The organism is Streptomyces sp. NBC_00435 (assembly GCF_036014235.1).
In the GTDB taxonomy this organism is placed as follows: domain Bacteria; phylum Actinomycetota; class Actinomycetes; order Streptomycetales; family Streptomycetaceae; genus Streptomyces.
The window spans coordinates 1,012,778-1,031,283 of the sequence record NZ_CP107924.1; the positions used below are offsets into that span (position 1 = coordinate 1,012,778).

Consider the following 18,506-nt stretch of genomic DNA (forward strand, 5'->3'; position numbering starts at 1 on the left):
GGGACGCCGCCTGTCAGCCGAGCCCGCCGACCCGGAGTGTGATGTTCAGCCGCCCGTTCAGCCCGAGACCGGGCGGGGCGGTGCCGGGCAGGACTTTCGGCACTCCGTGGTAGGCCCGTCGCACCGGCCCGCCGAAGACGAACAGATCCCCGCTGCGCAGCTCAACGTCCCGATACGGACGCCCGCGCGAAACGGTGTTGCCGAAGCGGAAGAGGCATGAATCACCCAGGCTGAGCGAGACCACCGGGGCCGGGGAGCGCTCCTCGGCGTCCCGGTGCATGCCCATGCGGGAGTCGCCGTCGTAGAAGTTGACCAGCGCGATGTCGTACGCGGCGGCACCACCCGTGGCGCCGGGCTCCGCGGCCGTACCGTACGCGGCGGCCACCGCCGCCCGCCCCAGCCGCGCGAGCCACTCGGGCATCGGCTTGACCGGCGCGCCGTCGCCGTCGACGGCGGTGGGCGCGTACCCGTACGGGTACCAGTGCAGCCCCAGGCACACCTGCCAGGCGGTCATCGTCCCCCCGCCCGGTGTGCGCACGGTACGCAGCCCGGCGGGCGGCCGGGCCCAGTGGCGGCAGGCCTCCACCAACTCCCGCTGGCGCGAGGGATCCAGCCAGTCGGGCACGTGCACGGCGCCGGGGGCGATCTCGGTCCGCCCGCGTGGGAGGAGCGGGAAGAGGGCGCCGTCCGTGGACTCCATGGCCTTCATTGTGCGCCCCGCGAGGGGCTGGGAGACTCCCGGCATGGAGATCATCAATTACCTGCAGACCCTGGCCCACGAGGGCCGGCAGCTCGCCGACACCGCCGAACGTGCCGGTGCGGAAGCCGTGGTGCCCACCTGCCCCGAGTGGCGGGTCGCCGATCTGCTGCGCCACACCGGTTCGGTGCACCGCTGGGCGACCGGGTACGTGGCGGAGGGCCTGAGCGGGCGGGCGCCCTTCCCCGATGCCCCGGAACTGGTGGGCGAAGAGCTGCTCGCCTGGTTCCGGGAGGGCCACGCGACGCTCGTGCGCACCCTGACCGGGGCGCCGGCCGACACCCGGTGCTGGACGTTCCTGCCGACGGCGCCGCCCTCCCCGCTGGCCTTCTGGGCACGGCGCCAGGCGCACGAGACCACCATGCACCGGATGGATGCGGAGGCGGCACTCGGCACCGGGTTCGGGGCGGTGGAGCCCGCTTTCGCGCAGGACGGGGTGGACGAGCTGCTCACCGGCTTCCACGCGCGGCCGCAGAGCCGGGTCCGGACGGCGGAGCCCCGCGTGATGCGGGTGCGGGCCTCCGACACGGGCGCGGTGTGGACCGTACACCTGTCGCCGGAACCGGCGCGCACGGTGCGCGGGGACGAGGACGGCGGGGTGGCCGACTGCACTCTGACGGGTGAGGCGGCCTGGCTCTACTCGGCGCTGTGGAACCGGCGGCCGCTGACCGGGCCGGGCGTCACGGGTGACGCGGAACTGGCGCGGCTCTGGGCGGACACCGCCGGGATCTGAACCGCCGGGACGGGATCCGAACCGCCGGGATCCGAACCACCGGGATCCGAACCACCGGCCGGAGGCACCCTTGTGGCAGTGCGGGTCCGCGGTGAGACTGCCGGCATGGAGCGACGGAGCCAGGCGGATCGGGACGCGATCACCATCGAGATCGTCTACGCCTTCATCAGCGGCGGCTTCGCCGCCGGCCTCGTCTTCGCCGCGGTGTACGGTCCTGCCCTGGCCTTCGACCTCTCCCCCACGACCGGCCGGACCCTGGCGGTCGTGGGCGGCGTCCTCGGTGCGACGGCTTTCGTCCTGCGGGCCGCCCACGTCCTGTGGCGCCTCCCCCACCGCCCGGGGAACGACGGCCGCTAGGACGGGGGCACACTGCTCGTGGGCACCGTCCGTCCCCCCGAACCCGCCCCGGGCGCACCTGGGAACGCCCAGAGCACTACGCCGCCGTCCTCCCGGACGGCGCCGCCTTCGAGTTCCACCCGGCCCGCTCCGATCGCGGGACCGGCGCCCCGCGGGCCGGGTCAGCCCAGGCCGGACGCGTACGCCGTCTGGGGACGGTACTTCCAACTGGGCTGGGCGTTCCAGGGGTTCGGCATCCGGGTGCTGGTGGCATAGGCGTAGCCAGCGCCGCGTTCGAAGGCCGTACGGAGCGTGGTGCGCATCGCGGCGACGTCCGGGACGTCGTGGACCAGGTGCCAGAACGCGGTACCGCTCGGGTCCAGTTCGGCGCCCGAACGGTAGCCGGTCAGCGCATTGAAGACGTTGCCGCCGAGCCAGCCGCCGCCCGCGTAGGCCGCGTACGTGTCCTCGAAGGTGACGAAGACGTCGGCGGTGCGGTGCCCGGGCTCCAGGTAGCAGTCGGCGATGGCCGTGCCCGGGTTGTTGACGACCAGGTCCGCGGCGCCGGGTGCGACCGCTTCCATGGTGTCCTGGACGTAGCGCCGCAGCTCCGCGTAGTGGTCGCGGGTGGCGTTGCCCGGGCCGCAGTCGCGGCTGACGACGTCGAAGAAGATGCCGTCCACGTGGAGGCGCCCGTCACCGCCGTCAGCGGGCTTGAGGTAGTTGTCCACGGAGGCCTTGACGGCGGCGAGGTCGCGGTTGCCGTGGTCGGTGTGGACGTAGCCCAGCACCTTGGTCCTCTCACCGGTGGCGGTGGTGCCGGTGCGCAGGGCGTCGGCCCGGGCTCTCCAGGAGGCGTCGAACGGGGAGTCCCCGTTGCCCGGATTGAGGACCACCACGGAGGCGGCCGGACCGGTGGCGGTGAGGTCGACGAGCATCGGGTCGTTCGCCCACACGTAGGCCGGGACGGCTATCTCCAGGCCCCGTACGCCGGGCGCCCGGGGCGTCGGTCTCACCTGGGGGGTGGGCGCGGGCGCCGGCGCGGTCGGCGCGGCCCGCACCGGGCCCGGGCTCGCCGACGCGGTGACCGCGGGCGCCGGCGCGGCGAGTAAGAGGGTGGCGAGCACGGCGTAAACGGCCTTCGCGACGCGGGTCATGACTGCTCCTCGGGCCACGGCGGGTGCCGGGGCGGATGCGGGGGCCAGGGGGTGGCACGGGAACACGACCCGAGGAACACTAGACGGGCGGCCGGGCGCACCAGGGCCGAATCCTCCGCTTCGGTACGAGGAACTGACAAGCGAACTTTCGCCCTTTCGCGGCCCGCTCCTCACCCCCTCGCCGGCCACCACCCCGGCCGCCTCGTCACACCGCGGGCAGCCCGACCCCGTGCGCCAGCTGGTCGGCCGCGTGCGTGAAGAAGGTGGCGCGGTCCTCGACGACGCGGGTGAACTGGCCGAACAGCTCGAAGGAGATCAGCCCGAAGAGTTGCGCCCAGGCGGCGACCAGTGCGGCGGCGACCTCGGGGGGCAGGCCCTCGGCGAAGTCCCCGGCCATCCGGACGGCTTCGGGCCGCAGCTCGGCGGGGAGCGGCGGGAGGGCGACGCCGCGGCCCTCGTAGGCGGCCCGGACGATGCCGATGAAGGCATTGCCCACGCGGGAGGCCGGGCCGATGGTGTCGGCCGGGGCCGTGTAGCCGGGGACGGGTGAGCCGTAGATGAGCGCGTACTCGTGCGGATGGTCCAGCGCCCAGGTGCGGACGGCCTCGCAGACCGAGATCCAGCGGGCGCGGGGCGCGGCGCCGGCGGTGAGCGAACGGACGTCGGCCGCCTCGGCGGCGGCGCCGACGCTGTCGTAGGCGTCGACGATGAGCGCGGTGAGCAGCTCGTCGCGGCTGGGGAAGTAGCGGTAGAGGGCGGAGGAGACCATGCCCAGTTCGCGGGCGACCGCGCGCAGCGAGAGTTTGGCGGCGCCCTCGGCCGCGAGCGCGCGGCGCGCCTCGTCCTTGATGGCGGCGGTGACTTCGATGCGGGCTCGTTCCCTGGCCCCTCGCACGGTGCTCATGGGGATCAGTGTGCCACGCGGCGAGAGCACTGCCCAAAAAGCGGAGCAGCGCTCCATTTAGAGAGCACTGCTCTTGTTTTGGAGCGCCGATCCGTGCACACTGATCTCAAACGAGAGCACTGCTCTCCAGAACTCCTCCGGAGGCTGCCATGAACACGCCCGCCCCGTACTACATGCAGGCCAGCCCGCTCGGCACCCGTTTCAACGCCCTCCTCGGCAAGCTCGCCCGCATCGGCATCAGCCTGGCCGGAACCGCCGAGCTCTCGGTGCGCGGCCGCACCTCCGGCCAGATGCAGCGGATCCCGGTGAACCCGTACACCCAGGACGGCACCCAGTACCTGGTCTCCGCCCGCGGCCACTCCCAGTGGGTGCGCAACATGCGGGCGGCGGGCGGCGGCGAGCTCCGCGTGGGCCGCAAGGTGCGCGCCTTCACCGTCTCCGAGCTCACCGACCCCGCCGAGAAGGCCGTCGTCCTGCGCGGCTACCTGAAGAAGTGGGGCTGGGAGGTCAACCGGTTCTTCAAGGGGATCACCGTGAACTCCTCGGAGTCCGAGCTCCAGGCGGCCGCCACCGACCACCCGGTCTTCCGCATCACGGTCGCCCCCTGACCACGCTCCCCTGCCGCGTCCCCGGACCGCATCCCCGGACCGGCCCCCCGAAAACGCGGCGGCGGCCTCGCCGGCACACCCGGCAAGACCGCCACACTCCGCACCCGATGCTCCCGCTCCCCCCCTGCCGGGAAGCCGGTCTCAGCCCTGGTCCCCGGCCCTGCCCCGGCTTCGCGCCTGCCTGGCGTCGAGCAGGTGCAGCCCCTTGCGCGCCAGCGGGTACATGCGCACCATGTCGGCCAGCGTCATCGAGCCCCGGGTGATCCGGGCGAAGGCCAGCCACGCGGGCCGGAAGCCGGTGATCGCCGCGTGCAGCAGCCTCGGCTTGGCCTCGAACACGGTCAGCATCCGCTTGCCGACGCCCATCTCCACACCCAGCCCGGCCTTGACGGCGAAGGCGTAGTTGAGGGCCTGGCGGCGCGCGTCCACCGCGTCCTGCGCCTCGGAGATCTTCACGGCCCACTCCCCGGCGAGCCGCCCCGAACGCAGCGCGAAGGAGATGCCCTCCCGGGTCCACGGCTCCAGCAGTCCGGCCGCGTCACCCGCGACCAGCACCCGCCCGCGCGAGAGCGGCGATCCGGGCTTGCGGCAGCGGGTCAAGTGCCCCGAGGAGACGGCGGGTTCGAAACCGGAGAGGCCCAGCCTGGCGATGAAGTCGTCCAGGTACCGCTTGGTGGCGGCGCCTTCGCCCTTCGCCGAGATCACCCCGACGGTGAGGGTGTCCCCCTTGGGGAAGACCCAGCCGTAGCTGCCGGGCAGCGGGCCCCAGTCGATGAGGACCCGGCCCTTCCAGTCCGCGGCGACCGTGTCCGGCACGGGGATCTCCGCTTCGAGGCCGAGGTCGACCTGCTCCATCTCGACCCCGACGTGCGCGCCGATCCGGCTCGCGCTCCCGTCCGCGCCGACCACGGCGCGGGCCAGCACCGTCTCACCGTCGGCGAGTACCACCGCGACGGTCCGCCGGTCGGGCACGGACGCGCCGTGCTGTTCGACCCGCGACACCGCCGTACCCGTACGGACCGTCGCGCCGGCCTTCTCCGCCTCGGCGACCAGCGCCGCGTCGAACTCGGGCCGGTTGATCAGCCCGAACAGCATCTGCTTCGAGCGCCGGGTCCGGTGGAACCTCCCCTCGAGCGAGAAGGTGACCGCGTGGATGCGGTCCTTGAAGGGCAGCACGAAACCCGGCGGCAGCGCATCTCGGGAGGGGCCGATGATGCCTCCACCGCAGGTCTTGTACCGGGGCAGTTCTGCCTTCTCCAGCAGCAGGACCCGCCGTCCGGCGGTCGCCGCCGCGTACGCGGCCGAGGACCCGGCGGGGCCGGCCCCGACCACGACCACGTCCCACACCTCGCCGGCCTCGCCGGCCTCGCCGGCCGCCGCGGCCACTTCCGCGTCCGCCCCCTGAGCGGCCTGCCCTGCTGCCGCGTCGCGTACGCCGCCGCTGTCGCTCTCGTCGCTGCTCACGATGTGCTGCTGCTCCTGATCATGCGGTTCATGCCGTTGCTCCGATGCCGGGGAAATCCTACGGCGCGAGAGCGACTGCCCCGTTGTGCGAGGATCGGGAGAGTCTTTTGCCGTAGCCCGCATACGCCCACCCCGCGAATGCGGGACGCGTACACGTACACCAACGTCGCACCCAAGAGGAGCGTGCCCATGCCGTCTCATCCGATCGCCGAGACCGTCGCCTCGCTGATGCCCCGCGCCAAGCAGGAGCTGTCCGAGCTGGTGGCTTTCCAGTCGGTGGCGGACTGGGCACAGTTCCCCCAGAGCGAGAGCCAGGCCGCCGCGAACTGGGTGGCCGACGCGCTGCGCACCGAGGGCTTCGAGGACGTGGCGCTGCTCGACACCCCGGACGGCACCCAGTCGGTGTACGGGTTCCTGCCCGGCCCGGCGGACGCCCCGACCGTTCTGCTGTACGCGCACTACGACGTACAGCCCCCGCTGGACGACGCGGCCTGGGTCTCCCCCGCCTTCGAGCTGACCGAGCGCGACGGTCGCTGGTACGGCCGCGGTACCGCCGACTGCAAGGGCGGGTTCATCCTGCACCTGCTCGCGCTGCGCGCCCTGAAGGCCAACGGCGGCGTCCCGGTGAACGTGAAGGTGATCGTCGAGGGTTCCGAGGAGCAAGGCACCGGCGGGCTCCAGCAGTACGCGAGCGCCCATCCCCAACTGCTGGCCGCCGACGCCGTCGTGATCGGTGACGCGGGCAACTTCCGTACGGGTCTGCCCACGGTCACCGCGACCCTGCGCGGGATGTGCCTGCTGAAGGTCAAGATCGACACCCTGGGCGGCAATCTGCACTCCGGCATGTTCGGCGGTGCCGCCCCCGACGCGATGGCCGCTCTGATCCAGCTGCTGGCCTCGCTGCGCGCGCCCGACGGGTCGACCACGGTCGACGGGCTGTCCTCGGACGCGGTGTGGGAGGGACTCCAGTACCCGGAGGCCGATTTCCGTTCCGACGCGAAGGTGCTGGACGGGGTCGAGCTGATCGGCGGGGGCGCGATCGCGGACCGGATCTGGGCCCGCCCCGCGGTCACCGTGCTGGCCATCGACTCCCCTCCGCTGGTCGGTGCGACCCCGTCGGTGCACGCGAGCGCGGGCGCGCTGGTGAGCCTGCGGGTGCCGCCGGGCGTGGACACCACGGACGCGATCAAGCTGCTGGAGGCGCACCTGGTCGCGCACACCCCGTGGAAGGCACACCTGGAGCTCGAAGTCGTCGGCCAGGGCCAGCCGTTCCAGGCGGACACCGACAGCCCGGCGTACGCGTCGATGGCCGAGGCCATGGCGGTGGCCTACCCGGGCCAGGAGATGCAGATCAGCGGCATGGGCGGGTCGATCCCGCTGTGCAACACGCTGACGTCTCTCTACCCGGAGGCGGAGATGCTGCTCATCGGCCTGAGCGAGCCGGAGGCGCAGATCCACGCGGTGAACGAGAGCGTCTCCCCGGAGGAGCTCGAGCGACTGTCGGTCACGGAGGCGCTCTTCCTCCTCAACTACGCCGCGTCCAAGCGCGCCTGACGCCGTGTCGGTGGTTCTCCCCGGCGGCCGGCCGAAGGCCGTCGGGGGGGGGGCTGCTGGGGAGCTGTTGGGGAGCTGTTGGGGCTCCGCTGCGGGCGAACTCCGCTCTCGGCGCAGCACCACCCGAGGCGTGATCCGCCCGGTTACGTTCGGGGCATGGATCTCGTCGAAGTCATCCCCGAACGGCTCCACATGCTCCGCTTCCCCATCGGCCAGGCCTATCTCTGGCGCGATGGAGGGGCCCTGACCCTGATCGACGCGGGCCACGCCGGATCGGCGGCCGCGATCGAGGGGGCGATACGTTCCCTCGGGCTGCGGCCGGAGCGGCTGGAGCGGATCGTCCTCACCCACTGCCACGGTGACCACACCGGCGGCGCGGGCGAACTCGCCGCCCGCTGGGGCGCGGAGGTGCTGGCGCACGTACTGGACGCGCCGGTGATCCGCGGGGAGCGGCCGGTCCCGGAGCCCGTACTGCTGGACTGGGAACTCCCTTTGTACACACACGCCCTGGCGAACCTCCCTGAGGCGCCGGCGACCCGGGTGGACCGGGAGCTCGTGGACGGCGAGGTACTCCCCTTCGGCGACGGCGCGGTCGTCGTCCACGCCCCGGGCCACACCCCGGGCAGCATCGGTGTCCACCTCCCGGCGCACGGCGTGCTGTTCACGGGCGACTGCGTCGCAGCCGTCGGCCAGGTGATGCTGGGCGTCTTCAACGTCGACCGTGCCGGGGCCGTCGACACCTTCCGGCGGCTGGCCTCCCTGTCACCCTCGGTGGCCTGCTTCGGCCACGGCGACCCCCTGACCTCGGACACCGCGGCCGTCCTGCTGGCGGCGGCGGAGGCGGCGTCCGCCGATCCGACGGACGTCACCTGAGCTCCAGCCCTACCGGGGGGCGCCTGCACCGCGCCGGGGGCGGGCGCCGCCTGCGCGGACGGTCACCGGGTCACGGCTCCCGGCACGGCGCAGCACAGGACAGGACAGGACAGGACAGGACAGCACTAGGGAACAGGCTGTCCTGCCTCCAGGTACGCCGCCCGCCCCCGGTCCCGCGCCCGCAGGGCCCACCGGAGCCGCTCGTACCGCGCCCGCGGCAGCAGTTCCGCGGCCTCCTCCTCCGTCACGAACCGCCATGCCCGCAGCTCCGGTCCGGGCAGCCGCAGCGTCGCGGCCCGCGCCGCCGGGAGCCGACCGCCGTCGAACAGCAGCCGCAGTCCCCCGTACCCCGCCGGGGGCCCGGGCGGCTCCCAGTCCACGACCAGGAGTTCCGGGAGCCGCTCCAGTACGAGTCCCAGCTCCTCCTCGACCTCCCGGACCCCGGCGCACGCCGGTGCCTCGCCCGCCTCGACGACTCCGCCGGGGAACTCCCACCCCGCCTTGTACGTCGGATCCACCAGCAGCACCCGGTCCTCGTCGTCGAAGAGCAGTACCCCGGCCGCCACCGTCTCGCGCGTCGGCTGCGGGGTCTGCACGATGTCGCAGACCCGGGCCGCGTCGGTGCGTACGGCCTCGGCGATCCGCTCCGCCGTCTCCCGTACGGTCAGGGTCCCGTTGTCGATGACGTGCGCGTCGGCCGTCAGCCAGCCCAACGCGTGCTGGTAGACCGGTATGTGGTCGTAGGCCCACTGCCGCACCCGCAGGTCCACGTCCGCCGCGGAGCCGGGCTCCTCACGGGTCGCGATCCGCTCCCGAAGGATCGTTTCCTCCGGGGCCAGCAGCACGTGCCGCACCGGGATCCTGCGCGCCGCGAGCCCGCCGAAGATCTCGTCCCGGTACTCCTGGCGGAGCAGCGTCATCGGAACCACCAGCACCCCGCCCAGCTCCCCGAGCATCGCCGCGGCCGTGTCCACGACGAGCCGCCGCCAGCTCGGCAGGTCCTGGTAGTCGGACACCTCCGCGAGCCGTTTGCGCGGGAGGAGCACGCGCAGCGCGTCGCCGATGAACTCCGGGTCGAACAAGGTGCTGTCCGGCAGCAGACCGGTCAGTTCACGTGCCGTGCTGCTCTTCCCGGCGCTGAAAGTGCCGTTGATCCAGACAATCACGTCTACCCCTCTCCCGATGCCCCCAAGGGCTTGCCCGCACCACCCTGCCACGGAAACCCCACCGCCCCGCCGAGTGCTTATCCTCAAGGTCAGGGCCCTGTCCACACCGCCGGGCCCGCACCGCCACAGCGCTCGCCCACCCGGAGGTTCGACCCGTGCCGCACACCCGCCGCCCGCCCGAGCCCCGCTACGGCAACCGGCCGACCATGAAGGACGTGGCGGCCCGGGCCGGCGTGGGCCTGAAGACGGTGTCGCGCGTGGTCAACGGCGAGCCCGGAGTCACCCCGGACACCGAGAAGCGGGTCCAGGACGCCATCGACGCGCTCGGATTCCGCCGCAACGACAGCGCGCGGGTCCTGCGCAAGGGCCGTACCGCCACCGTCGGCCTGGTCCTGGAGGACCTCTCCGACCCCTTCTACGGGCCCCTCAACCGAGCCGTGGAGGAGGTGGCCCGCGCCCACGGCGCGCTGCTCATCAACGGCTCGAGCGCCGAGGACCCGGAGCGGGAGCGGGAGTTGGCGCTCGCGCTGTGCGCCCGCCGGGTGGACGGCCTCGTGGTCATCCCGGCCGGGGACGACCACCGTTATCTGGAGCCGGAGATCCGGGCCGGGGTGGCCACGGTGTTCGTGGACCGCCCGGCGGGCCGGATCGACGCGGACGTCGTCCTGTCCGACAGCTTCGGCGGTGCCCGGGACGGAGTGGCCCACCTGATCGCGGGCGGCCACCGCCGGATCGGCTTCATCGGCGACCATCCGCACATCCACACGGCGACCGAGCGGCTACGGGGCTACCGCGCGGCAATGGCCGATGCCGGTCTGCCGGTCGCCGAATCCTGGATCTCCCTCGGCGCGACGGCCCCGGAGCGCGTCTCGGCCGCCGCCCGCTCGATGCTCGCCGGCCCGGCCCCGGTCACCGCCCTCTTCGCCGGCAACAACCGCGTGACGGTCACGGCCGTACGCGTGCTGGCGGCCCTGCCCCGCCCGGTGGCACTGGTCGGCTTCGACGACTTCGAACTCGCCGACCTCCTCAGTCCCGGCATCACCGTGATCGCCCAGGACGCGGCGGCCCTGGGCCGGGTGGCCACGGACCGCCTCTTCCAACGCCTCGCGGGCGCGGACCTCGCCCCGGCCCGGATCGAGCTCCCCACCCGTCTGATCCCCCGCGGCTCGGGCGAGATCCCGCCGGAGACCACCGGATGAGTCCGCGCGGCACGGGGACGGCCGTGTGCAGCGTCGCGGCACGGGCCGAACCGAAAGGCCCGGCCGGGGGCAGACCGGCCGGGCCTCGTACGGGGGCTGTCGGAACCCGACCGCTCAGGCGGTCGCCGTCAGCGTCGCCGAGCGGCGCGGGATGGCGAAGGCGTCGAGCTCCGCGCGGGTCAGACCGGTGAGGGCGGTGACCTCCTCGGTGCCGACGGCTCCGCAGTCGAGGCCGCGGACCAGATAGCCGGCCAGCGCCTTCGCGGTGGCCGGCTCGTCCATGACGTCGCCCTCGATCTTGGCGACGTACGCCTTCAGGCGTGCGGCGGCGGTCTCCAGGCCCTCGCGGTAGAAGACGAAGACGGCCGCGTAGCGGGTCGGCAGGTGCGCCGGGTGCATGTCCCAGCCCTGGTAGTAGGCACGGGCCAGGGCACGCCGGGTGAGGCCGTAGTGCAGCTTCCAGGCCTCGTGGACGTGCTCGGTGGTGCCGATCGGCAGGACGTTGGTCGAGCCGTCGGAGACGCGTACGCCGGTGCCGGCGGCCGCGACCTGCATGATCGCCTTGGCGTGGTCGGCGGCGGGGTGGTCGCTCGACTGGTAGGCGGCGGAGACGCCGACGCAGGCGCTGTAGTCGAAGGTGCCGTAGTGCAGGCCGGTGGCGCGGCCCTTGGAGGCCTCGATCATCCGGGCGACCGCGGCGGTGCCGTCGGAGGCGAGGATGGACTGGCTGGTCTCGATCTGGATCTCGAAGCCGATCCGGCCCGGGCGCAGGCCGCGGGCGGTCTCGAAGGCCTCCAGCAGCTTGACGAAGGCGGTGACCTGCTCGGGGTACGTGACCTTGGGCAGGGTCAGGACGAGGCCCTCGGGCAGGCCTCCGTGGGCCAGCAGGCCGGAGAGGAAGATGTCGGTGGTCCGGATGCCGCGGTCGCGGACGTTGGACTCCATGCACTTCATGCGGATGCCCATGTACGGGGCGTTCGTGCCGTTGGAGAAGGCTTCGGCGACGAGGCGGGCGGCGCGGGCCGCGGCCTGGTCCTCCTCCTCGTCGGAGCGGACGCCGAAGCCGTCCTCGAAGTCGACGCGGAGGTCCTCGATCGGCTCGGAGGCGAGCTTGGCGCGGACGCGGTCGTAGACCGGGACGGCCAGTTCGTCGGAGATGCCCAGTACCTTGGCGAAGGTGGCGGCGTCCGGGGCGTGCTCGTCCAGGGCCGCGAGGGCCTGGTCGCCCCAGGAGCGGATGGTGTCCTCGGCGAAGACGTCACCGGGCACGTAGACCGTGTGGATGGGCTGACGGGTGCCGGGGTCGCCCGGGTAGTGGCGCGCGAGTTCCGCGTCCACCGGCTTGAGGGAAGCGCTGATGCCCTCGCTGACCGCGCCTGCGAGGCTCGTCGCCACCTTCTCCTGCTGACCCATCGTGCACTCTCCTCTTTTCCGCTTCACGGAATCTTAGATCCGCATTACAGAATTTAGTCACGGGGTTCCGCTCAGTCAATGGTCCCTCGGCCGTCCTGGACAAACGACTCGGGGCCGTGCGGTGAGAAACACCACACGGCCCCGGAGACCACTTACTCGCAGGTCAGCGCCTGCGGGCGGGACTAGCCCTTGCGCGCCTTGATCTCGTCGGTCAGCTGCGGGACGACCGCGAAGAGGTCGCCGACCACGCCGTAGTCGACGAGGTCGAAGATCGGGGCCTCGGCGTCCTTGTTGATGGCCACGATGGTCTTCGAGGTCTGCATGCCGGCCCGGTGCTGGATCGCGCCCGAGATGCCGGAGGCGATGTACAGCTGCGGGGAGACCGACTTGCCGGTCTGGCCGACCTGGTTGGAGTGCGGGTACCAGCCGGCGTCGACGGCGGCGCGCGAGGCGCCGACGGCCGCACCGAGGGAGTCCGCGAGCGCCTCGATGATGTGGAAGTTCTCGGCGCCGTTGACGCCGCGGCCGCCGGAGACCACGATCGCGGCCTCGGTCAGCTCGGGGCGGCCGGTCGACTCGCGCGGGGTGCGGGAGGTGACCTTGGTGCCGGTGGCCAGGGCGCCGAAGGTGACGGCGAGCGCCTCGACGACGCCGGCGGCCGGGGCGGCCTCGACCGGGGCCGAGTTCGGCTTCACGGTGATGACCGGGGTGCCCTTGGAGACGCGGGACTTGGTGCTGAAGGACGCGGCGAACGCGGCCTGCGTCGCGACCGGACCCTCGTCACCCGCCTCCAGGTCGATGGCATCGGTGATGATGCCCGAGCCGATACGGACGGCCAGGCGCGCGGCGATCTCCTTGCCCTCGGCGGAGGAGGGGACGAGCACGGCGGCCGGGGACACGGCGTCGTAGGCGGCCTGGAGCGCGTCCACCTTCGGTACGACGAGGTAGTCGGAGAACTCGGAGGCGTCGGCGGTGAGGACCTTGACGGCACCGTGCTCGGCGAGTACGGCGGCGGTGGCCTCGGCGCCCGGGCCGAGCGCGAGGGCGACGGGCTCGCCGATGCGGCGGGCCAGCGTCAGCAGTTCGAGAGTGGGCTTGCGGACGGCGCCGTCGACGTGGTCGACGTAGACGAGGACTTCAGCCATTGGGGATGCTCCTGCGCATGCGAAGTAGTCAGGGGGCTTTGAGAGGTGATCGAAGCTCTGGATGAACTTCTGGCCGGCCAGACAGCTCTAGATGAACTTCTGCTCCGCAAGGAAGGCGGCCAGCGACTTGCCGCCCTCGCCCTCGTCCTTGACGATCGTGCCGGCGGTGCGGGCCGGACGCTGGGTCGCGGAGTCGACCGCGGTCCACGAGCCTTCGAGACCGACCTCGTCGGACTCGATCTCCAGCTCCTCCAGGTCCCAGGACTCCACCGGCTTCTTCTTGGCGGCCATGATGCCCTTGAAGGACGGGTAGCGGGCCTCGCCCGACTGGTCCGTGACCGAGACGAGCGCCGGGAGGGAGGCCTCCAGCTGCTCGCTCGCCGTGTCGCCGTCGCGGCGGCCGGTCACGACGCCGTCCTCGACCTTGACCTCGGAGAGCAGCGTGACCTGCGGGACGCCCAGGCGCTCGGCCAGGATCGCCGGGAGGACACCCATGGTGCCGTCGGTCGAGGCCATACCGGTGATGACCAGGTCGTACCCGGCCTTCTCGATCGCCTTGGCGAGCACCAGCGAGGTGCCCATGACGTCGCTGCCGTGCAGGTCGTCGTCCTCGACGTGGATGGCCTTGTCGGCACCCATCGAGAGCGCCTTGCGCAGCGCGTCCTTCGCGTCCTCGGGGCCCACCGTCAGGACGGTGATCTCCGCGTCGTCGGCCTCGTCGGCGATCTGCAGCGCCTGCTCGACGGCGTACTCGTCGAGCTCCGACAGCAGGCCGTCGACGTCGTCACGGTTGACGGTCAGGTCTTCGGTGAACTGCCGGTCGCCAGTGGCGTCGGGCACGTACTTCACACAGACAACGATCCTCAGGCTCACGCCGGCTCTCCTACCGCATCGACATTTCTGGTACCGCCTTGTTCAGGCAGCATAGGCGCCATCTCGGGCCGTTCCCGCCGGGGCGGCCCGCGCTCCGTTGGGAATGTTACTCGTCAGTACACAGCGGGTCCCGCCAGGTTGCAAGGCCGGTGAACTGTGATCTGGCCAACGCCGGCGGAACCGGCCCCAGCAGGGACGATTCAGTCGCGCAACGCGTTGAAGCGCCCCCGGTGGTACAGCAGCGGACGGCCCTCCCCGGCCGGATCACCCACGGGGTCCCCCACCGGCTCCCCGGCGGCCACCTCGGCGATGATCACCCGGTGGGCGCCGGCCGGCACCCGCGCGACCACCCGGCACACCAGCCAGGCCAGCACCCCGTCCAGCACCGGGACCCCGTACGGCCCGGGCGCCCAGTCGGTCGCCGGCCCGAAGCGGTCGGCCCCGTTCCGGGCGAACAGCCCCGCCAGGTCCCGCTGGTGCTCACCGAGTATGTGGACGCCGATGTGGTCGCAGTCCCGTACCGCGGGCCAGCTGGAGGACCCGGTACCGATGGCGAACGACAGGAGCGGGGGGTCGGCGGAGACCGAGTTGAGGGAGGTCGCGGTGAAGCCCACCGGCCGGCCACCGCTCTCGGCGGTGATCACGGCGACGCCCGCGGCATGCCGGCGGAACACCGAGCGCAACAGGTCGGGCGAGCCGGGCAGGCCGGTGCCGGAACGGGGGGACGGAGCCGCCGGAGCCGTCATGAAGGGGTGCCCCGTCCGTAAAGCAGGAGTTCATACCGCATATCGCAAGCCTGTCGATCTCCCGTGTACACAGTCAAGCCTCAACGGACAGATGTAGGGCGCGTCACGCTGCGTACGGGCGCGCGTACCGGCTCACCGGCCGTCGCGGGCCCGCCCGCCGGACCCGTCATACGGCGGCGCCCAGGGCGGCGATCACGTCTGCCTTGCGCGGCATCCCGGCGGCCCGCCGCACGATCCGGCCGGCCGCGTCCAGGACGAGTACGGTCGGGGTCTTCTCGATGCCCAGGGCCCGCACGAGGTCCAGGTTCTTCTCCGCGTCGATCTCGATGTGCACGACGCCCCCGACCATGGCCGTGACCTCGTCAAGGATCCGCCGGGTGGCCCGGCAGGGCTGGCAGAAGGCGCTGGAGAACTGCACCAGGCTGGCCCGCTCCCCCAGCTCGGCGCCCAACTCGGCGACGCCCAGCACTCCTTCACCCTCGTCCCGCTCGTGCCCGCGCACACGTGCTCCCGTCGCCGCATCGCCCTACCCGTACGGGTACTCGTCCATCATCCCGGTACGGTCGTACGCTGATCCGAGCGCCCCCATGGCGCGCCGCATTCCCGGCGTGATGAGAATCTCGCCAGGTACGGGCGTCTGGGCTGGCCTGCGGCTCGCGTATGGGGCACGATCCCCATGGCCGCGTACCTACGCTGCCGTAACTTCCGGCCGGGAGCACCTCCAGGCAGAAAGCGGGGTCTCCCCACCATGGCTGAGCTCGTCTACCCCCCGGTCATCGGAGCCGCGCACGCGCTGTTCCGCGCGCTCGACGTCCGCATCGACATGAAGGGCACCGAGAACATCCCGCGCAAGGGCGGGGCGGTCCTGGTGTCGAACCACATCGGCTACCTCGACTTCATCTTCGCAGGGCTGACCGCCCGCCCGCAGAAGCGCCTCGTGCGCTTCATGGCGAAGGAGTCGGTGTTCCGGCACAAGGTCTCCGGCCCGCTGATGCGCGCGATGAAGCACATTCCGGTCGACCGCGCCCAGGGTGAGACGGCGTACCAGCACGCGCTCGACTCACTGCGCGCCGGCGAGATCATCGGCGTGTTCCCGGAGGCGACGATCTCCCAGTCCTTCACGCTCAAGAGCTTCAAGTCCGGTGCGGCACGCATGGCGCAGGAGGCCGGAGTCCCGCTGATCCCGGTGGCGCTGTGGGGTACGCAGCGGCTGTGGACCAAGGGGCGCCCGAAGGACCTCAAGCGCAGCCACATCCCCGTGACGATGCGGGTGGGCGAGCCGCTGGAGGCCCCCACCGACCAGTACGCCGGGGCCATCACCCGCCGGCTGCGCGAGCGCGTCCAGGAGCTCCTGGACGCGGCGCAGAGCGCCTACCCGGGCAAGCCCAAGGGCACCGAGGACTCCTGGTGGCTGCCGGCCCACCTCGGTGGTACGGCTCCCACCGCGGCCCAGGTCAAGGAAGCCGGCTGAGACTCTCCTCCGGGTGAACTTGCCGCGCGGCTGAGCCCTCCCCGCGACTGGGCCTTGCGCACGGATGCGGCCCCGCCGGGTGGCGGGGCCGCATCCTCGGTTCCCGTGGCCGTCAGTTCGGGTTCTCGGCGTGGGTCAGCGTCTCCCACGCCTCGAAATGGTTCTCGGTGCCCGCCGGCCGCCGGCCCTCGGTGAGCCTGCGGGTGTTCTCCAGTGCGACGCCGAGCCGGGTGTGCAGGGCGTTGTAGCCGACCTCGGTGGCCGGCCCCAGCCCCTTGGCCACGCTGCCGCCGCACAGCCAGGAGGGGACGGCCTCCCCGAGCTCGTACTTGGCGTGGAAGCCCAGTGCGTACCGGAAGCGGTCCTTGAACTCCGGGTAGACGTCCCGCCCCTGGATGCGCGAGGTCTCGGCGACGTGCATCGTCGCCGCGATCCCCATCCCGGTGTGGCCGAAGTCCCGGCAGGTCTCCTGCGCCAGGCCGTCCACGAAGGTGCTCTGGCCGTGCCAGTAGTCGATCAGCTCGCTCCGGCTGTCGACGGTGGAGCGCGGCGGGTACTTCGGCTGCGGCCCGTCGGAGACCAGGTAGAAGTAGGCGGGCACCCGCCCGAGGTAGAGCGACATCGCCTTGTCGTAGTTCGCGCGGTCGTCGAGGTGGACGGATATGCCGACGGCCGCGTCCATCATGATCAGTTCCCAGTTGCCGTTGCTGTTCGGCCTCCCGCCGATCACCTCGGGCAGGTACACCTCGCGCAGCATGGTGGCGAAGCGTCCCTGGTTCGGCCAACCGCCGGTGTAGGCGTGCTTGACGATCTCGGCGGCGCGCGGCCAGGTGGAGCCCGCCCAGCCGCTCTGGAGCGGGGCGTTGCTGTTGGTGTGGTCCTTGATCCGGGCGGACCACGCGTCCATCAGCTCGATCGACTTCTTCGCGTAGCGGTCGTCGCGGGTGATGTACCAGGCGAGCGCGTCGGTGTAGGCCGCGATGGCGTCCTCCCGCTCGTCGGAGCATCCGAGGTCCGGGTTGGAGCCGGAGCCGCATTCGACGACGGCCCGGGGCTTGGGTGTCCGGGACAGCGAGCCGTACCGGCTCGCCAGCATGTCGTCGAAGGCCGCCTTCCACGGCTGCTGTCCGGCCTGCACCTCGGACCGTACGAAGTCCAGCTGTGCACGGCTGTTCAGGACTCCGGGGTGGGCGAAGGCCGTGGGGGCGAGGGCCGGGGTGGTGGGGGTGCTGGGGGCGGTTCCGGCGTGGGCGGCGGAGGTGGGGGCGAGGGTGAGGGTCGTGAGCAGGCCGAGGGCCGTGGCGAACAGCCCCGCGGGGACTCCGAAACGCATGAGCGCCTTCCGGTCGGAGGGTGGGGGGGTGGGGGTCCTGCCGAGGGTCCGTGGGGGGAATCCTGGGGCCGAAGATACTCATGCGTGGGCCACGCTGACAACGATGTCAGGCAGGAAGGTTTCCTATTGACCGAAACCCGCCGTCAGTGCGCCCCTTCGGCGCGCTTCCGGCGCCGGTGGGCGGCGACCCTGGCCCGCGTGGCACAGGTGTGGGAGCAGTAGCGGCGGGCACTGCCGGGCCCGGCACCCAGAAAGTACCGGCCACACCCCTCGGCGGCGCAGGCGCCCCAGGCGACCCGCCCGTGCACGGTGAGCAGCCCGGCCAGCACCAGCGCGCCCGAGGCCAGGAACCAGCCGTCCCAGCCGGCCCCCTCCCCCCGGTCCACGTGCAGGTGCCAGGGGTGGCCGTCGTGCCGGGTGAGCCGGGGGCAGGTGGCGTACTCCTCGAACAGGGCGTTGAGGGCCCGGGCGGCGCGGTCCTCGCCGCTCTCGCCGAGCACCTCCCCCATCCGCCGGGCGGCGGCGCGCAGCGCGGCCGCGTCGGCCTCGGAGAACACCTCGGCGGTGAGGTCGCCGGGCCGCTCCCCGTGCCGCGCGAGCAGCGCGACGAGCTCGGCGCGGGGCAGCTCGGGGACCGCACGGACGGCCTCGGCGAGGTCGACCAGTCGCTGGGCCGCCGAGAATCCCGACCCGGAGTCAGCCATGCCGCGATCCTTTCGCCGTACACCCGGATGGCGTAACGTCTTCTTCCTCCATCACGTTACATCGGGAGAT

Annotated in this window: 19 protein-coding genes; 7 read left to right on the forward strand and 12 right to left on the reverse strand. The window is 72.4% G+C overall.

Going from position 1 to position 18,506, the window contains the following annotated elements:
- Positions 1 to 13: 13 nt before the first annotated feature.
- Positions 14 to 700: an alpha-ketoglutarate-dependent dioxygenase AlkB family protein gene (locus OG389_RS04430; protein WP_328297137.1), complete on the reverse strand. Its 687-nt coding sequence runs from the start codon at positions 698 to 700 to the stop codon at positions 14 to 16.
- 43 nt (positions 701 to 743) lie between these two features.
- On the opposite strand from OG389_RS04430, the gene OG389_RS04435 reads away from it, so the two are divergent.
- Complete coding sequence (locus OG389_RS04435) at positions 744 to 1,490, forward strand: maleylpyruvate isomerase family mycothiol-dependent enzyme (protein WP_328297138.1); 747 nt, start codon at positions 744 to 746, stop codon at positions 1,488 to 1,490.
- Between the two features lie 105 nt (positions 1,491 to 1,595).
- Positions 1,596 to 1,847 (forward strand): DUF6332 family protein, encoded by a 252-nt coding sequence (locus tag OG389_RS04440; protein ID WP_328297139.1) that lies wholly within the window; start codon positions 1,596 to 1,598, stop codon positions 1,845 to 1,847.
- A gap of 161 nt (positions 1,848 to 2,008) precedes the next feature.
- Here the strand turns inward: OG389_RS04440 and OG389_RS04445 are convergent, their stop codons facing one another.
- Both OG389_RS04445 and OG389_RS04450 read right to left on the reverse strand, forming a co-directional pair.
- The gene (locus OG389_RS04445) at positions 2,009 to 2,983 is read right to left on the reverse strand and encodes a spherulation-specific family 4 protein (RefSeq protein ID WP_328297140.1); all 975 of its coding nucleotides are present in this window, start codon (positions 2,981 to 2,983) and stop codon (positions 2,009 to 2,011) included.
- Between the two features lie 205 nt (positions 2,984 to 3,188).
- A complete protein-coding gene (locus OG389_RS04450) occupies positions 3,189 to 3,887 on the reverse strand; it encodes a TetR/AcrR family transcriptional regulator (protein ID WP_328297141.1) in 699 nt (232 codons plus the stop codon).
- Positions 3,888 to 4,036: 149 nt separating this feature from the next.
- Here OG389_RS04450 and OG389_RS04455 point away from each other — a divergent pair, with 149 nt between their 5' ends.
- Positions 4,037 to 4,495 carry a nitroreductase family deazaflavin-dependent oxidoreductase gene (locus OG389_RS04455; RefSeq protein ID WP_328297142.1) on the forward strand — a complete coding sequence of 153 codons (459 nt, stop codon included), beginning with the start codon at positions 4,037 to 4,039 and terminating at the stop codon, positions 4,493 to 4,495.
- A gap of 141 nt (positions 4,496 to 4,636) precedes the next feature.
- Here the strand turns inward: OG389_RS04455 and OG389_RS04460 are convergent, their stop codons facing one another.
- Positions 4,637 to 5,881 (reverse strand): geranylgeranyl reductase family protein, encoded by a 1,245-nt coding sequence (locus OG389_RS04460; RefSeq protein ID WP_328303511.1) that lies wholly within the window; start codon positions 5,879 to 5,881, stop codon positions 4,637 to 4,639.
- Positions 5,882 to 6,148: 267 nt separating this feature from the next.
- Between OG389_RS04460 and OG389_RS04465 the strand changes: the two genes are divergently transcribed.
- Both OG389_RS04465 and OG389_RS04470 read left to right on the forward strand, forming a co-directional pair.
- Entirely contained in the window at positions 6,149 to 7,513 is a 1,365-nt protein-coding gene (locus tag OG389_RS04465) for a dipeptidase (protein WP_328297143.1), read from the forward strand.
- Between the two features lie 156 nt (positions 7,514 to 7,669).
- Positions 7,670 to 8,386: an MBL fold metallo-hydrolase gene (locus OG389_RS04470; protein WP_328297144.1), complete on the forward strand. Its 717-nt coding sequence runs from the start codon at positions 7,670 to 7,672 to the stop codon at positions 8,384 to 8,386.
- Positions 8,387 to 8,511: 125 nt separating this feature from the next.
- On the opposite strand, the gene OG389_RS04475 is transcribed toward OG389_RS04470, so the two are convergent.
- Entirely contained in the window at positions 8,512 to 9,552 is a 1,041-nt protein-coding gene (locus OG389_RS04475) for an NUDIX hydrolase (RefSeq protein ID WP_328297145.1), read from the reverse strand.
- A gap of 206 nt (positions 9,553 to 9,758) precedes the next feature.
- On the opposite strand from OG389_RS04475, the gene OG389_RS04480 reads away from it, so the two are divergent.
- Positions 9,759 to 10,751: a LacI family DNA-binding transcriptional regulator gene (locus OG389_RS04480; RefSeq protein ID WP_328303513.1), complete on the forward strand. Its 993-nt coding sequence runs from the start codon at positions 9,759 to 9,761 to the stop codon at positions 10,749 to 10,751.
- A gap of 114 nt (positions 10,752 to 10,865) precedes the next feature.
- Here OG389_RS04480 and OG389_RS04485 read toward each other — a convergent pair whose 3' ends face one another.
- From OG389_RS04485 to OG389_RS04505, 5 genes are all read right to left on the reverse strand, one after another.
- Positions 10,866 to 12,164, reverse strand: coding sequence for a DUF6986 family protein (locus tag OG389_RS04485; RefSeq protein ID WP_328297146.1), 1,299 nt, complete (start codon positions 12,162 to 12,164; stop codon positions 10,866 to 10,868).
- A gap of 182 nt (positions 12,165 to 12,346) precedes the next feature.
- Positions 12,347 to 13,309, reverse strand: a complete 963-nt coding sequence (locus OG389_RS04490) for an electron transfer flavoprotein subunit alpha/FixB family protein (protein WP_328297147.1) — start codon at positions 13,307 to 13,309, stop codon at positions 12,347 to 12,349.
- Positions 13,310 to 13,396: 87 nt separating this feature from the next.
- Positions 13,397 to 14,182: an electron transfer flavoprotein subunit beta/FixA family protein gene (locus OG389_RS04495; RefSeq protein WP_328297148.1), complete on the reverse strand. Its 786-nt coding sequence runs from the start codon at positions 14,180 to 14,182 to the stop codon at positions 13,397 to 13,399.
- Positions 14,183 to 14,382: 200 nt separating this feature from the next.
- Positions 14,383 to 14,928: a flavin reductase family protein gene (locus tag OG389_RS04500; protein WP_328297149.1), complete on the reverse strand. Its 546-nt coding sequence runs from the start codon at positions 14,926 to 14,928 to the stop codon at positions 14,383 to 14,385.
- A 166-nt stretch (positions 14,929 to 15,094) separates the two neighbouring features.
- The gene (locus OG389_RS04505; RefSeq protein ID WP_328297150.1) at positions 15,095 to 15,430 is read right to left on the reverse strand and encodes a TlpA family protein disulfide reductase; all 336 of its coding nucleotides are present in this window, start codon (positions 15,428 to 15,430) and stop codon (positions 15,095 to 15,097) included.
- Between the two features lie 246 nt (positions 15,431 to 15,676).
- On the opposite strand from OG389_RS04505, the gene OG389_RS04510 reads away from it, so the two are divergent.
- Complete coding sequence (locus OG389_RS04510; RefSeq protein ID WP_328297152.1) at positions 15,677 to 16,399, forward strand: lysophospholipid acyltransferase family protein; 723 nt, start codon at positions 15,677 to 15,679, stop codon at positions 16,397 to 16,399.
- 112 nt (positions 16,400 to 16,511) lie between these two features.
- On the opposite strand, the gene OG389_RS04515 is transcribed toward OG389_RS04510, so the two are convergent.
- Together OG389_RS04515 and OG389_RS04520 are read right to left on the reverse strand one after the other, a co-directional pair.
- Positions 16,512 to 17,732 carry an alginate lyase family protein gene (locus OG389_RS04515; RefSeq protein WP_328297153.1) on the reverse strand — a complete coding sequence of 407 codons (1,221 nt, stop codon included), beginning with the start codon at positions 17,730 to 17,732 and terminating at the stop codon, positions 16,512 to 16,514.
- 143 nt (positions 17,733 to 17,875) lie between these two features.
- Entirely contained in the window at positions 17,876 to 18,436 is a 561-nt protein-coding gene (locus OG389_RS04520; protein ID WP_328297154.1) for a CGNR zinc finger domain-containing protein, read from the reverse strand.
- Between the last annotated feature and the right edge of the window lie 70 nt (positions 18,437 to 18,506).

Excerpts from the sequence above, each read along its gene's own strand:
- OG389_RS04430 (WP_328297137.1), bottom strand. The coding sequence starts at position 700 with ATGGAGTCCACGGACGGCGCCCTCTTCCCGCTCCTCCCACGCGGGCGG.
- OG389_RS04435 (WP_328297138.1), top strand. The coding sequence starts at position 744 with ATGGAGATCATCAATTACCTGCAGACCCTGGCCCACGAGGGCCGGCAG.
- OG389_RS04440 (WP_328297139.1), top strand. The coding sequence starts at position 1,596 with ATGGAGCGACGGAGCCAGGCGGATCGGGACGCGATCACCATCGAGATC.
- OG389_RS04445 (WP_328297140.1), bottom strand. The coding sequence starts at position 2,983 with ATGACCCGCGTCGCGAAGGCCGTTTACGCCGTGCTCGCCACCCTCTTA.
- OG389_RS04450 (WP_328297141.1), bottom strand. The coding sequence starts at position 3,887 with ATGAGCACCGTGCGAGGGGCCAGGGAACGAGCCCGCATCGAAGTCACC.
- OG389_RS04455 (WP_328297142.1), top strand. The coding sequence starts at position 4,037 with ATGAACACGCCCGCCCCGTACTACATGCAGGCCAGCCCGCTCGGCACC.
- OG389_RS04465 (WP_328297143.1), top strand. The coding sequence starts at position 6,149 with ATGCCGTCTCATCCGATCGCCGAGACCGTCGCCTCGCTGATGCCCCGC.
- OG389_RS04470 (WP_328297144.1), top strand. The coding sequence starts at position 7,670 with ATGGATCTCGTCGAAGTCATCCCCGAACGGCTCCACATGCTCCGCTTC.
- OG389_RS04480 (WP_328303513.1), top strand. The coding sequence starts at position 9,759 with ATGAAGGACGTGGCGGCCCGGGCCGGCGTGGGCCTGAAGACGGTGTCG.
- OG389_RS04485 (WP_328297146.1), bottom strand. The coding sequence starts at position 12,164 with ATGGGTCAGCAGGAGAAGGTGGCGACGAGCCTCGCAGGCGCGGTCAGC.
- OG389_RS04490 (WP_328297147.1), bottom strand. The coding sequence starts at position 13,309 with ATGGCTGAAGTCCTCGTCTACGTCGACCACGTCGACGGCGCCGTCCGC.
- OG389_RS04500 (WP_328297149.1), bottom strand. The coding sequence starts at position 14,928 with ATGACGGCTCCGGCGGCTCCGTCCCCCCGTTCCGGCACCGGCCTGCCC.
- OG389_RS04510 (WP_328297152.1), top strand. The coding sequence starts at position 15,677 with ATGGCTGAGCTCGTCTACCCCCCGGTCATCGGAGCCGCGCACGCGCTG.
- OG389_RS04515 (WP_328297153.1), bottom strand. The coding sequence starts at position 17,732 with ATGCGTTTCGGAGTCCCCGCGGGGCTGTTCGCCACGGCCCTCGGCCTG.
- OG389_RS04520 (WP_328297154.1), bottom strand. The coding sequence starts at position 18,436 with ATGGCTGACTCCGGGTCGGGATTCTCGGCGGCCCAGCGACTGGTCGAC.